Source organism: Enterobacter genomosp. S, assembly GCF_001631805.1.
Lineage (GTDB): Bacteria > Pseudomonadota > Gammaproteobacteria > Enterobacterales > Enterobacteriaceae > Enterobacter > Enterobacter quasihormaechei.
The window spans coordinates 1-13,035 of record NZ_LVVA01000010.1 but is presented as its reverse complement, the minus strand read 5'-3'; the positions used below and the strand labels follow the sequence as shown (position 1 = coordinate 13,035).

General features: G+C 53.4%; 12 protein-coding genes and 1 other annotated feature. Of the genes, 6 read left to right on the top strand and 6 right to left on the bottom strand.

Annotated features, from left to right (window positions below):
• Positions 1-6: 6 nt before the first annotated feature.
• Positions 7-1,227 (bottom strand): diguanylate cyclase DgcN, encoded by a 1,221-nt coding sequence (dgcN, locus tag A3466_RS07325; protein ID WP_063450046.1) that lies wholly within the window; start codon positions 1,225-1,227, stop codon positions 7-9.
• Entirely contained in the window at positions 1,220-1,756 is a 537-nt protein-coding gene (locus A3466_RS07320) for a YfiR family protein (protein WP_063450067.1), read from the bottom strand. The genes dgcN and A3466_RS07320 overlap by 8 nt, the downstream gene beginning before the upstream one ends.
• Positions 1,757-2,235: 479 nt before the next feature.
• Between A3466_RS07320 and aroF the strand changes: the two genes are divergently transcribed.
• The 3 genes from aroF to A3466_RS07305 are packed head-to-tail and all read left to right on the top strand — an operon-like array spanning position 2,236 to position 5,371.
• Positions 2,236-3,306: a 3-deoxy-7-phosphoheptulonate synthase AroF gene (gene aroF / locus A3466_RS07315; RefSeq protein ID WP_063450045.1), complete on the top strand. Its 1,071-nt coding sequence runs from the start codon at positions 2,236-2,238 to the stop codon at positions 3,304-3,306.
• Between the two features lie 10 nt (positions 3,307-3,316).
• Complete coding sequence (gene tyrA / locus A3466_RS07310; RefSeq protein ID WP_063450044.1) at positions 3,317-4,438, top strand: bifunctional chorismate mutase/prephenate dehydrogenase; 1,122 nt, start codon at positions 3,317-3,319, stop codon at positions 4,436-4,438.
• A 60-nt stretch (positions 4,439-4,498) separates the two neighbouring features.
• Positions 4,499-5,371 carry an SMP-30/gluconolactonase/LRE family protein gene (locus A3466_RS07305; RefSeq protein ID WP_063450043.1) on the top strand — a complete coding sequence of 291 codons (873 nt, stop codon included), beginning with the start codon at positions 4,499-4,501 and terminating at the stop codon, positions 5,369-5,371.
• On the opposite strand, the gene pheA is transcribed toward A3466_RS07305, so the two are convergent.
• The 4 genes from pheA to bamD form a co-directional block, all read right to left on the bottom strand.
• Entirely contained in the window at positions 5,368-6,528 is a 1,161-nt protein-coding gene (gene pheA, locus A3466_RS07300) for a bifunctional chorismate mutase/prephenate dehydratase (RefSeq protein ID WP_063450042.1), read from the bottom strand. The two genes, A3466_RS07305 and pheA, sit on opposite strands and share 4 nt — an antisense overlap.
• 30 nt (positions 6,529-6,558) lie before the next feature.
• Positions 6,559-6,684, bottom strand: a sequence feature (Phe leader region).
• Positions 6,636-6,683 carry a pheA operon leader peptide PheL gene (gene pheL / locus A3466_RS23085; RefSeq protein WP_100229775.1) on the bottom strand — a complete coding sequence of 16 codons (48 nt, stop codon included), beginning with the start codon at positions 6,681-6,683 and terminating at the stop codon, positions 6,636-6,638. It overlaps the preceding feature by 48 nt.
• 104 nt (positions 6,685-6,788) lie before the next feature.
• The gene (gene raiA, locus A3466_RS07295) at positions 6,789-7,130 is read right to left on the bottom strand and encodes a ribosome-associated translation inhibitor RaiA (protein ID WP_008502470.1); all 342 of its coding nucleotides are present in this window, start codon (positions 7,128-7,130) and stop codon (positions 6,789-6,791) included.
• A gap of 266 nt (positions 7,131-7,396) precedes the next feature.
• Positions 7,397-8,134 carry an outer membrane protein assembly factor BamD gene (gene bamD, locus A3466_RS07290; protein ID WP_063450041.1) on the bottom strand — a complete coding sequence of 246 codons (738 nt, stop codon included), beginning with the start codon at positions 8,132-8,134 and terminating at the stop codon, positions 7,397-7,399.
• A 131-nt stretch (positions 8,135-8,265) separates the two neighbouring features.
• Between bamD and rluD the strand changes: the two genes are divergently transcribed.
• The 3 genes from rluD (at position 8,266) to clpB (ending at position 12,677) form a co-directional block, all read left to right on the top strand.
• Positions 8,266-9,246 carry a 23S rRNA pseudouridine(1911/1915/1917) synthase RluD gene (gene rluD / locus A3466_RS07285; protein WP_063450040.1) on the top strand — a complete coding sequence of 327 codons (981 nt, stop codon included), beginning with the start codon at positions 8,266-8,268 and terminating at the stop codon, positions 9,244-9,246.
• Entirely contained in the window at positions 9,243-9,974 is a 732-nt protein-coding gene (yfiH, locus tag A3466_RS07280) for a purine nucleoside phosphorylase YfiH (RefSeq protein WP_063450039.1), read from the top strand. Before rluD ends, yfiH begins: the two co-directional genes overlap by 4 nt.
• Before the next feature lie 129 nt (positions 9,975-10,103).
• Positions 10,104-12,677: an ATP-dependent chaperone ClpB gene (gene clpB, locus A3466_RS07275; RefSeq protein ID WP_063450038.1), complete on the top strand. Its 2,574-nt coding sequence runs from the start codon at positions 10,104-10,106 to the stop codon at positions 12,675-12,677.
• Positions 12,678-13,035 lie beyond the last annotated feature (358 nt).

The window sequence follows — 13,035 nt, the reverse complement described above, 5'->3', positions numbered from 1 at the left end:
TTCCTTTCAGGATATTGTTTTCGAACGCTGGTTCTTGACCAGATACATATTGCGATCGGCTTGCTCCAGTAATGCCTCAACGGAGCCATTTTCCCAAGCCAGAGCAAAGCCAATGCTGAGTGACATTGATGCTGTGTGCCCGTTATGCAGATCAAACGGACGAATAAATTGCTGTGACAGCGCGGCGCAAATATATTCCACCTCACGCTCGGTATGGACGCCGTACAGGATCATGGCAAACTCGTCGCCGCCGAGACGGTAAGACTGATGACGCTTTTCGCCAAATTCGACCATCCTTTTTGCGGCTTCGATCAGGACGCAGTCACCCGCGGCATGGCCCCAGGTATCGTTGATAAACTTGAAGTTATCACCGTCCAGGAAGAGCAGGGCAGAATTGATTTTTGCCGAAGCGTCATTCATTAATGCCGCAATGTTGTTGCGAAACGCGGCGCGGTTTGCCAGCCCCGTGAGCGGATCGTGCATGGCGGTACGCAATAGCTGCGCGTTTTTGGCCTGTAGCTTGAGCTGCCATTCCTCCATTTCATCCAACAGGCTGTTGAAGTCTTCACCAAACTGGTGAAATTCTTCAATCCGGCCTTCAGTTACCCGGCGAGAGAAGTTGCGGTTGGTGCGGACATCATGCACAACGTCAGTGATGTTTTGCATTTCAGCGACCATGCCATGATGGAGCGAGCGGGTGATGGTCAATGCGACGGCAGAGGCAATAAGAATGCAGCCGGTGAGAACGGCAAATGACAGCCAGATAAAATGGCTAATCAGGCTGTCTCGTGCGGTCAGTCGAATTTCGCCAATCACATTGCCGTTATGCATGATGGGCTGTGCGACAGGAAGAGGGAACAACCAGCGGCTGACCAGTGCGCCGAGCGTGTCGGTATTATCCGCCGGGTTCCATGACCACCAGGCAAACCGTTTATGATGCGCGTTAAGCACTTCCGCCACGGCAAACTGCCCCTGCTTACCGAGGGTTGCAAGCGTTTCGTTTGCCGCCACGGCATCGTTGAACACCAGAGAGGCTTCAAGGCTGTGGCTCATGGTGGCGCCGGTGAGTTCGAGGTTTTTTTGCGCGTATTCCTTTAATGTCACCACGGAAGCGAAACACAGCAGCAACCATATAAACGTCATCGTTATAACGACGCTTATCATGCTGATTCGCCGCAACGTTCTTTTAAACGTCGGACGCGGTGTTGATATGACATCCTTATTCATGCTTCTTATTCCGCGCGAGCATTAATACATCCGGATTGACTCTTACGCCACTGCGCGCCAGCGCGTCCAGATTGACGGAAAATCTGACCTGGTTGGACTCTATTATCAGACAAAATGCGCTGCCAATAACGCATTCAGGATTTTGCTCTGACATTAATAACAACGCATGGCCTTGATATTGATTTATTATTTCCTGTTGTTTTGCCGGCAACTCACTCCCGAAATAGAGGGCATCACACCTTGCCGCGAGCGCTTCCCGATCGCTATGCACAATGACAGGGGTATAGGGCAACGGGTTATTTACATCTCCACTGCTGAGCGCCTGTCTGTAACGGGAAGAGGCATAAATACAGAGCTTCGGCTGGCCGGACAGTGCTGGCCATCGGGTGTAGCTCACAATACCGGAAACAATCGAACGTACCGATTTATCCGTTTCCGTAAACGAGCCTGCCCTTGCAGGACTCACTAAAATGAACAGCATTAGCGCCAGGGGGAGGTGAAGAAAAGCGATCAAGAATGTATTTCTCATCAGAATCCGCCAAACCGCCCCGGAAATAGATGCCCTTAAGAATTTCCGGCAGAATACCATTGTTTCTTATAGCCGTCATTATGTCAGAAATATCCCTGTATTGACCTAAGCTAAATCTTACTGCGAATTATATTCCCGAGAATGAAGCCAGCTTCGATTAAGTCTGCTGGAATTCATAATTTCATTCATTGTTTGTTTTCTGGATTCATGTGCCAGCCAAGTTTCCCTTCGATTCACCAGAGGGTTATTAAGCTCACGGCCAGCGCCTGGATAGTGTTCCTTGCGTGAGCGTAGATGGGCAGTAAATGCGCTTGTGTAATTTTATGTTTACGTTTTAAGCCTGATTTTTTGGCATTAAAATGGTTGCTGTAAATTAAAGTGTACGTATTTTGGATTGAAATCTTTACTTGTTGTGGTATCGTTGTGTCACCTCCTTGAGGAAAACCACTATCGCAAACGAGTTTTACAGGATCGCAATCATGCAAAAAGACGCGCTGAACAACGTACATATCACTGATGAACAGGTATTAATTACCCCGGATCAACTGAAGGCGGAGTTTCCGCTGAGCGCCGCGCAGGAAGCTCAGATTGAGCATTCTCGCCAGACCATTTCTGACATTATCGCTGGCCGCGATCCGCGTCTGCTGGTGGTATGCGGCCCTTGCTCTATTCACGATCCTGAAACCGCCATTGAGTACGCACGTCGATTTAAAGCATTAGCGGAGGAGGTCAGCGATAGCCTCTACCTGGTGATGCGCGTTTATTTTGAAAAGCCACGCACGACGGTTGGCTGGAAAGGATTGATCAACGATCCGCACATGGATGGCTCGTTTGACGTGGAAGCAGGGCTGAAAATTGCGCGTCGCCTGCTGGTGGAACTGGTCAGCATGGGCCTGCCGCTGGCAACCGAAGCGCTGGATCCGAACAGCCCGCAGTACCTTGGCGATCTGTTTAGCTGGTCCGCGATTGGCGCGCGCACCACCGAATCACAAACCCACCGCGAGATGGCGTCTGGTCTGTCTATGCCGGTTGGTTTTAAAAACGGTACCGACGGCAGCCTGGCGACGGCGATTAACGCCATGCGCGCCGCCGCAATGCCGCACCGTTTTGTTGGGATCAACCAGGCGGGCCAGGTATGCCTGCTGCAAACCCAGGGTAACCCGGACGGTCACGTGATCCTCCGCGGCGGTAAAGCACCGAACTACAGCCCGGCGGACGTCGCGCAGTGTGAAAAAGAGATGGAACAGGCAGGACTGCGCCCGGCGCTAATGGTAGATTGCAGTCATGGTAATTCGAATAAAGATTACCGTCGCCAGCCAGCGGTTGCAGAGTCTGTGATTGCACAGATTAAAGATGGCAACCGTTCAATTATCGGCTTGATGATTGAAAGTAATATTCATGAAGGCAATCAGTCATCGGAACAGCCGCGCAGCGCGATGAAGCCCGGCGTCTCCGTCACGGATGCCTGTATCAGCTGGGAAACCACCGATGCGCTGCTGCGTGAGATCCACAAAGATTTGAACGGCCAGCTGGCGACGCGTCTGGCTTAAGAGGGTAGTTATGGTTGCTGAATTGACCGCATTACGCGATCAAATTGATGAAGTGGATAAGGCGCTGCTGGATCTTCTGGCGCGCCGCATGGCGCTGGTTGCTGAGGTCGGGGAAGTGAAAAGCAAATATGGCCTGCCGATTTACGTTCCGGAGCGCGAGGCCTCTATGCTCGCCTCCCGCCGTAAAGAGGCGCAGGCCCTGGGCGTTTCACCTGATTTGATTGAAGACGTCCTGCGTCGCGTGATGCGCGAGTCCTATTCCAGCGAAAACGACAAGGGCTTCAAAACCCTCTGTCCATCGCTGCGTCCGGTGGTTATCGTCGGTGGCGGCGGGCAGATGGGGCGTCTGTTTGAAAAAATGCTGACGCTCTCTGGCTATCAGGTACGTATTCTTGAGAAAGAGGATTGGCCGCACGCGGCAGAACGGATGAAAGATGCCGGTATGGTTATCGTCAGCGTGCCGATACACGTGACGGAGCAGATCATCGGTAAGCTTCCTCCCCTGCCGGAGGATTGCATTCTGGTGGATCTGGCCTCCGTTAAAAATGGTCCGCTACAGGCCATGCTGGCGGCACACACCGGCCCTGTGCTTGGGTTGCATCCGATGTTTGGCCCGGACAGCGGCAGCCTTGCGAAGCAGGTCGTGGTTTACTGTGACGGACGGCAGCCGGAAGCCTACCAGTGGTTCCTGGAACAGATTCAGGTCTGGGGGGCGCGTTTACACCGCATTAGCGCGGTAGAGCATGACCAGAACATGGCGTTTATTCAGGCGCTGCGCCACTTTGCTACTTTCGCCTATGGGCTGCACCTGGCGGAAGAGAACGTTCAGCTTGAACAATTGCTGGCGCTTTCCTCGCCAATCTATCGTCTCGAGCTGGCGATGGTCGGGCGACTGTTTGCGCAGGATCCACAGCTTTATGCTGACATCATCATGTCGTCTGAAAATAACCTGGCACTGATCAAACGTTATTATCAACGTTTTGGCGAAGCGATCACCTTGCTGGAGCAAGGCGATAAACAGGCTTTTATCGACAGTTTCCGTAAAGTGGAGCACTGGTTCGGTGATTACGCCACGCGATTCCAGAGCGAAAGCCGCACCCTGTTGCGCCAGGCAAATGACAGTCGCCAGTAATCGGATGATGTATATACTGAAAGCCAGCATTGCTGGCTTTTTTCATTTTGGGGATCTGTTATGGCTGAACCGCAGCTGCTGTTGAACTATACCGGGCATCTGCCCGAATGCCCGACGTGGAGTGCAGAAGAAAATGCGCTCTACTGGGCAGATATTCTGGAAGGGGAGATCCATCGGTATCATCTGCCCACCGCGGAACATTCGGTGCTCTCATTCCATGAAGAAGTCGGGTGTTTTGCCCTGCGTGAACGCGGCGGATTTATCGTCGCGATGCGTAACGCCATCTGGCTGGCCGACAAACACGGCCTGCTCCAGCGTAAGGTATGCGATAACCCGTCTAATCCGCTGCTTGCACGCTTTAATGACGGTGGCACCGACCATCAGGGACGGTTTTATGCGGGCACCTTCTGGGGGCCGGGAGATTATAACGGCGCCATGCTGATGCGTATTGATAACGACCTGACGCCGAAAGTGATCCAGTGCGATATTCAGGGGCATAACGGTTTAGCGTTTAGCCCTGACAAACGGTGGATGTTTACCTCTGATACGCCGAACGGCGTGATCTACCGCACACCGCTTGATGAGCTGGCTGAACCCGGAACGCGCGAAGAATTTCGCCGTTTTAGCGAGGGAGAAGGTATTCCCGACGGTGCGGCAATGGATGAGGAAGGCTGCTACTGGAGCGCGCTGTTTGACGGCTGGCGGATAGCGCGGTTTTCCCCGCAGGGAGAACAGCTGGAAGAGTACCGGCTGCCGGTACGTTGCCCGACAATGGTCTGCTTTGGCGGCGACGATATGAAAACGCTGTTTATCACCACCACGCGGGAAAACATGGAGGCGGAGGAGCTGGCAAAATTTCCGCTTTCCGGGGCTATCTTCACCCTGCCCGTAAATGTGGCAGGGATGAAGAAAAGCCACTTCATCGAACGTTAAGCCGGGTCGACCGGGACCACGTTTTCGCTCGGATAGCAGCCCAGCACTTTCATGGAGCGGGTGATCTCGCCCAGCTCGCGCAGGGCTTTCTGCATGGATGCAGATTTCAGGTTGGCCTGGATGTCGAGATAGAACATCTCTTCCCACGGATTGCCGTGGATTGGGCGGGATTCCAGCTTCGTCATGATCAGGTTGTGATTACGCAGCACCAGCAGCGCTTCAACCAGCGCGCCCGCCTGCTGGCCGGTCGCCATCAGCAGGGTGGTTTTCGCCGGTACCTGATCGGACACGTTGATGGCCTTGCGGGCCAGAACCACGAAACGGGTGATATTCTGCGTCTGGTTCGCCAGATTGCGCTCCAGAACCTGTAAGCCATACAGTGCGCCGCCCGCTTCGCTACCGAGTGCCGCGACGGCAGAAGAGTTTGCCTGCGCCACTTTTTCCATCGCCGCCGAGGTGCTCTCGGTGTACTCAATTTTCCAGTGCGGATAACGGTTCAGGAACTGGCTGCACTGCTGGAACGGCTGCGGGTGGCTATAAACCGTTTCGATCTGACTCAGGTCCGTTGAGCCGACGACCAGCACGCAGTGATCGATAGGAATAGTCAGCTCACCGACCAGCGACAGGCTGGTGTGCTGGAGCAGATCGTAAACATCGTTGATGGCGCCGGAGCTGGTGTTCTCGATAGGCACCACGGCGTAATCCGCCTGGCCGGTTTCGACCTGGTTGAAAATGTCCGCAAATTTCGCACAACCGCTCTCAATAAACTCTTCGAAATGGCGGGCGGCGTACTGGCGAGCCGCCAGGTGAGAATAAGAGCCTTTCGGGCCGAGAAATGCGACGCGCGCAGAGTGCGGGTTGGTTTTGTTCAGATGTTGCTGGAGCAAGGCTTGCTGCGTCAGAACGGAATCTTCGATGATGAGCTGGAACAGGCGGGTGATGTAGTGGGCATCCAGATGATGCGCTTTACCGAGCTGAATCAACCGTTCCAGTAAATCACGTTCGCGATCGATATCGCGTACCGGCCGATGGGAATCCAGCTTGGCTTTGCCCACTTCCACAGCGAGCGCGCGGCGTTCTGCCAGCAAGGCCAGTAATTTTTCATCGAGAGCGCTGATCTTTACGCGCAAATCCAGGAGCGGGTTTTCCGGTGTCATAGTGTTGTCTGTCTCAATTTATCGTTATCAATAAAAAAGGCCTCCCGGTGTGGGAGGCCTTGATGTTCGTCTTCGCATTCTTTATCACACGACGAAACGCCTCCCGGTCAGGGGAAGGTAAAAAAGAATGCGAAGAAAAACGGCGTCTGTTTCATAAGGTCGTCCTGAAATTGATAGGGTTAAAGTACCTGTACTGTTTTGATCCTGTCAATAAAAAACGCGCCCGGAGGCGCGTTGTCGGTACACTCAATTTTAGAGGATTACTCTTCTTCAACTTCTTCCGCGAAGCTGGCGTCTTTCACCGACGTTGTGGCGCGACGGGCTTCACCTTTGTGTTGCACTTTATTGAGCTGCCGTTCCAGCTTGTTGATCAAATCGTTAATTGCGGTGTACATATCCTCGTGTTTTGCGCTGGCGACCAGATGGCCGTTTGGAGTATTGATAGTTGCATCAGCGATGAAACCCTGCGGCTCCTTGGACAGGATGATATGTGGGTTAATCAAATGTGTTTGCCATTTATCCAGTTTGGCGAGACGGTCTGCGACGTGCTGGCGGATTGCCGGAGTAATTTCCATTTGTTTACTGGTAATGTTCATTGTCATAAATGTTACCTCTTGTCTTTCCGTCTTGGTGATTCCAGCATACCCGACCTAATGTCAAAATGTGTGATTTAGATCACGTTATTTTGTCGGTTTTTGTCAGGGAATCTTTTTTGTGAGGCAGGGCAGGAAGAGGTGAGATTTACCTTGTCGAAGCCAGCAATTACGGTCATAGTTGAATGGATGTGTTGAGGCTAAACCGCTTCATCGGAAGTCTGAATGATAAAAAAACGGCAGCCTGCGGGCTGCCGTTTTGCGTTGTAGCGGTATCAGGTATTGCTGCTGTTCGCGGCAATAATTTTCGCCACTTTGTCAGCCTGAGCCGTCATCTGCATCTGGCGATATGCATTCTCCATCAGCTTCAGGCCATCACGCGTCGCCTGTGTATCCGGATAATCGCGCAGCATGCCTTCTACACGGTTAACCACGGCAACCCATGCGCCGCGGCGGGTGTAGTATTCCGCAACGGAGTACTCGTATTTCGCCAGACGATTTTTCAGGAACACCAGACGCTTAGTGGCATCGGTAATGTACTGGCTGTTCGGGTAGCTACGCACCAGTTTGGAGAAGTCATTGAAAGCATCACGTGCATGTTGCGGGTCACGGTCAGAACGATCCACCCCGAAGAAGCCCTGCAATGCACTGTCATCCAGCGCCATGTTAGTCAGGCCGCGCATGTACATCACGTAATCGATGTTAGGATGGGTAGGGTTCAGACGCATGAAACGGTCGATGGTTGCCTGAGCCAGCGGCAGATCGGCGTTTTTGTAGTAGGCGTAGATAAGATCTAACTGTACCTGCTGCGAATACGGACCAAACGGATAGCGATTATCCAACGCTTCCAGTTGCGTTATCGCCTGTTTCCAGTTACCGTCCTGCAACTTTTGTTGTGCAGTCGCATAGATTTCATTCGGCGGATTGTCAGGGACCTGTTCATTCGAACCGGAGCAGCCCACCAAAGCCAGGCTCAACGTGGCCGCTGCCACCAGATATTTCATGCGCGTCATGACGTTTTGACTTTCCTCAAATGTTTGTCCGGGAGAAACTCAGTTCCTGCTCCCGATTAAGACCAGCTACAATAGCACACTATATTAAACGGCAAAGCCGTAAAACCCAACGTTAAACGAAGAAGCAGTTTATGGCACAACGAGTAGAACTCACCGCAACAGTCTCCGAAAATCAGCTCGGTCAACGCTTAGATCAGGCTTTGGCCGAATTGTTCCCTGATTATTCGCGTTCACGCATAAAAGAATGGATCCTTGACCAGCGCGTGCTGGTAAACGGCAAGATCTGGGACAAACCTAAAGAGAAAGTGTTTGGTGGGGAAGCTGTCGCCATCAATGCTGAAATCGAAGAGGAAATTCGCTTCGAGCCGCAGGATATCCCCCTGGAGATCGTCTACGAAGATGACGATATTCTGGTCATCAACAAGCCGCGCGATTTTGTTGTCCATCCGGGCGCGGGCAATCCTGACGGTACGGTACTTAACGCACTCCTTCATTATTATCCGCCGATTGCTGACGTACCGCGTGCCGGGATCGTTCACCGTCTGGATAAAGACACTACGGGTCTGATGGTGGTGGCGAAGACGATTCCGGCTCAGACTCGCCTGGTGGAATCTTTACAGCTGCGCGAAATCACGCGTGAGTATGAGGCGGTGGCCATTGGTCATATGACCTCTGGCGGCACGGTGGAAGAGCCGATTAGCCGTCACCCAACCAAGCGTACGCATATGTCCGTGCACCCGATGGGTAAACCGGCGGTAACCCACTACCGTATCATGGAGCATTTCCGTATTCATACGCGCCTGCGTCTGCGTCTGGAAACCGGGCGTACCCACCAGATCCGCGTGCACATGGCGCATATTACCCATCCGCTGGTGGGTGATCCGGTTTACGGCGGTCGTCCGCGTCCACCAAAAGGGGCGTCGGATGAATTCATCTCCGTGCTGCGTAAATTCGATCGTCAGGCGCTGCATGCGACGATGCTACGTCTTTACCATCCCATTACCGGAATTCAGATGGAATGGCATGCGCCGATCCCACAGGATATGGTGGAACTTATCGACGCGATGCGCGCAGATTTCGAAGAACATAAGGATCACGTGGACTGGTTATGACCAAGCTGATTGTCCCGGAGTGGCCGCTGCCTGAAGGCGTGGCCGCCTGTAGTTCGACCCGTATCGGTGGCGTGAGCCAGGGCGCGTGGGAGTCTCTGAACCTCGGCGCGCACTGTGGCGATAACCCGGAACACGTTGAAGAGAACCGCAAGCGCCTTTTTGCTGCGGGAAACCTCCCTTCAAAACCGGTCTGGCTTGAGCAGGTGCACGGTAAAGCGGTGCTGACGCTGTCGGGTGAGCCTTACGCGTCTAAACGCGCCGATGCCTCGTACAGCAATACGCCCGGAACGGTTTGCGCGGTGATGACCGCCGATTGCCTGCCTGTGTTGTTCTGCAATCAGGCGGGAACTGAAGTGGCTGCTGCCCATGCCGGATGGCGCGGGCTGTGCGAAGGCGTGCTGGAAGAGACCGTCGCCTGCTTCCGGGACACTCCCGCGAATATCATTGCCTGGCTTGGCCCGGCGATTGGTCCGCAGGCGTTTGAGGTAGGGCCTGAAGTGCGCGAAGCCTTTATGGAAAAAGATCCGCAAGCGGTTGACGCGTTTGTGGCTTCCGGTGACAAATATCTGGCCGATATTTATCAGTTGGCCCGCCAACGTTTGAATAACGTTGGGGTGACGCAGATCTTCGGTGGCGATCGCTGTACCTTCACCGAAAAGGGTGATTTTTTCTCCTATCGCCGCGACAAGACAACAGGCCGTATGGCAAGTTTCATTTGGCTGATATAACCTAAAGAATCAAGACGATCCGGCACGCGCCGTTTTCTTTTCACATAATTCAGGTTATTAACCTTGAATAATTGAGGGATGACCTCATTTAATCTCCAGTAGCAAATTTGACCTGTTATGGGAGGAGTTATGCGTCTGGATCGTCTTACTAATAAATTCCAGCTTGCTCTCGCCGATGCCCAGTCCCTCGCACTGGGGCACGACAACCAGTTTATCGAACCTCTTCATTTAATGAGCGCCTTGCTGAATCAGGAAGGGGGATCGGTACGTCCTTTATTAACGTCCGCTGGCATTAATGCCGGCCAGCTACGCACCGCCATCGATCAGGCGCTGAGCCGTTTACCACAGGTAGAAGGTACCGGTGGCGACGTCCAGCCGTCGCAGGATCTGGTGCGCGTGCTGAACCTTTGCGACAAGCTGGCGCAAAAACGTGGGGACAACTTTATTTCGTCAGAGTTGTTTGTTCTGGCGGCGCTTGAATCACGCGGTACCTTGACCGACCTGCTGAAATCCGCCGGTGCAACCACCGCCAATGTGACCCAGGCGATTGAGAAAATGCGCGGAGGTGAAAGTGTGAACGATCAGGGAGCCGAAGACCAACGTCAGGCTTTGAAGAAATTTACGGTCGACCTGACCGAACGTGCCGAGCAGGGCAAACTTGACCCGGTGATCGGCCGTGACGAAGAAATTCGCCGGACTATCCAGGTACTGCAACGTCGTACCAAAAACAACCCGGTACTGATTGGTGAGCCCGGCGTCGGTAAAACCGCCATCGTTGAAGGGCTGGCGCAACGTATCGTTAATGGTGAAGTGCCTGAAGGGCTGAAAGGCCGCCGGGTGCTGGCTCTGGATATGGGCGCGCTGGTGGCCGGGGCGAAATATCGCGGCGAGTTCGAAGAGCGTCTGAAAGGCGTGTTGAACGATCTGGCAAAACAGGAAGGTAACGTCATCCTGTTTATTGACGAACTGCATACCATGGTTGGGGCCGGTAAAGCTGACGGCGCAATGGATGCCGGGAACATGCTGAAACCTGCGCTGGCGCGCGGTGAACTTCACTGCGTCGGTGCCACCACGCTGGACGAGTATCGTCAGTACATTGAAAAAGATGCCGCGCTGGAGCGTCGTTTCCAGAAGGTGTTTGTCGCTGAACCAAGCGTTGAAGACACCATCGCTATTTTGCGCGGTCTGAAAGAGCGCTATGAACTGCACCATCACGTGCAGATCACTGACCCGGCCATCGTTGCGGCGGCGACGCTTTCGCATCGTTATATCGCCGATCGTCAGCTGCCGGATAAAGCCATCGACCTTATCGATGAAGCCGCGTCCAGTATCCGCATGCAGATTGACTCGAAGCCGGAAGAGTTAGACCGACTCGATCGCCGCATTATCCAGCTCAAGCTGGAACAGCAGGCGCTGAACAAAGAGTCTGATGAAGCGAGTAAGAAACGCCTCGATATGCTCAACGAAGAGCTGGATGAGAAAGAGCGTCAGTATTCTGAACTGGAAGAAGAGTGGAAAGCTGAGAAAGCCTCCCTCTCTGGCACCCAGACAATCAAGGCAGAGCTGGAGCAGGCGAAAATTGCCATTGAGCAGGCGCGTCGCGTAGGGGACCTGGCGCGGATGTCCGAGTTACAGTACGGCAAGATCCCTGAGCTGGAAAAACAGCTTGAGATCGCCACGCAGTCGGAAGGCAAAACCATGCGTCTGTTGCGTAATAAAGTGACGGATGCCGAGATTGCCGAAGTGCTGGCGCGCTGGACGGGTATTCCTGTGGCTCGCATGATGGAAAGTGAGCGCGAAAAACTGCTGCGTATGGAGCAGGATCTGCATCAGCGCGTTATTGGCCAGAACGAAGCGGTCGAAGCGGTATCTAACGCCATTCGTCGTAGCCGTGCAGGGCTGTCCGATCCGAATCGTCCAATCGGCTCGTTCCTGTTCCTGGGGCCAACCGGTGTCGGTAAAACTGAGCTGTGTAAAGCGCTGGCAAACTTTATGTTCGACAGCGACGATGCGATGGTGCGTATCGACATGTCCGAGTTCATGGAGAAACACTCCGTCTCGCGTCTGGTCGGTGCGCCTCCGGGATATGTCGGTTATGAAGAGGGCGGTTATCTGACGGAAGCGGTTCGCCGTCGTCCTTATTCCGTCATCCTGCTGGATGAAGTGGAAAAGGCACACCCTGACGTATTTAACATCCTGTTGCAGGTACTGGATGATGGACGCCTGACGGACGGGCAGGGGAGAACGGTCGACTTCCGTAACACGGTGGTGATCATGACCTCGAACCTGGGTTCCGATTTGATTCAGGAACGCTTCGGTGAGCTGGATTACAGCCATATGAAAGATCTGGTGCTGGGTGTGGTCAGCCAAAACTTCCGTCCGGAGTTCATCAACCGTATTGATGAAGTGGTCGTGTTCCATCCGTTGGGTGAGAAACACATCGCGTCGATTGCACAGATCCAGTTGCAGCGTCTGTACAAGCGTCTGGAAGACCGTGGGTATGAAATCCACATCTCGGATGATGCGCTGAAACTGCTGAGCGAGAATGGTTACGATCCTGTTTATGGCGCGCGTCCGTTAAAACGTGCCATCCAGCAGCAGATCGAAAACCCGCTTGCGCAGCAAATTCTCTCCGGGGAGTTGGTTCCGGGCAAAGTTATCCGTCTGGAAGCCAACGACGATCGCATTGTGGCAGTGCAGTAAGTCACAAAACGCAAAAACGGGCCGCTTGCGGCTCGTTTTTGATTAAAAACCAGGCGAAAATTGAGGTCTGAAGAGTGATTTGCCTGGAAAGTGAGCGGTCAGTAAATAATTTTCACTTTACGCTTGCAGGTTCAGAATTACTCCCTATAATGCGCCTCCACTGACACGGAACAACGGCACGCAAGCCGCCGGGTCAGCAGAGAAAAGCAAAAATAAACGCTTGACTCTGAAGCGGGAAAGCGTAATATGCACACCCCGCGCCGCAGCGAAAACGTAGCGGCACTGCTCTTTAACAATTTATCAGACAATCTGTGTGGGCACTCAAAGTGACATGGATTCTTAACGTCGCAAGACGATA

Coding starts and splice junctions, on each gene's coding strand:
- yfiH (WP_063450039.1), top strand. CDS start 9,243: ATGACCAAGCTGATTGTCCCGGAGTGGCCGCTGCCTGAAGGCGTGGCC.
- raiA (WP_008502470.1), bottom strand. CDS start 7,130: ATGACAATGAACATTACCAGTAAACAAATGGAAATTACTCCGGCAATC.
- rluD (WP_063450040.1), top strand. CDS start 8,266: ATGGCACAACGAGTAGAACTCACCGCAACAGTCTCCGAAAATCAGCTC.
- aroF (WP_063450045.1), top strand. CDS start 2,236: ATGCAAAAAGACGCGCTGAACAACGTACATATCACTGATGAACAGGTA.
- clpB (WP_063450038.1), top strand. CDS start 10,104: ATGCGTCTGGATCGTCTTACTAATAAATTCCAGCTTGCTCTCGCCGAT.
- bamD (WP_063450041.1), bottom strand. CDS start 8,134: ATGACGCGCATGAAATATCTGGTGGCAGCGGCCACGTTGAGCCTGGCT.
- pheA (WP_063450042.1), bottom strand. CDS start 6,528: ATGACACCGGAAAACCCGCTCCTGGATTTGCGCGTAAAGATCAGCGCT.
- dgcN (WP_063450046.1), bottom strand. CDS start 1,227: ATGAATAAGGATGTCATATCAACACCGCGTCCGACGTTTAAAAGAACG.
- A3466_RS07320 (WP_063450067.1), bottom strand. CDS start 1,756: ATGAGAAATACATTCTTGATCGCTTTTCTTCACCTCCCCCTGGCGCTA.
- A3466_RS07305 (WP_063450043.1), top strand. CDS start 4,499: ATGGCTGAACCGCAGCTGCTGTTGAACTATACCGGGCATCTGCCCGAA.
- tyrA (WP_063450044.1), top strand. CDS start 3,317: ATGGTTGCTGAATTGACCGCATTACGCGATCAAATTGATGAAGTGGAT.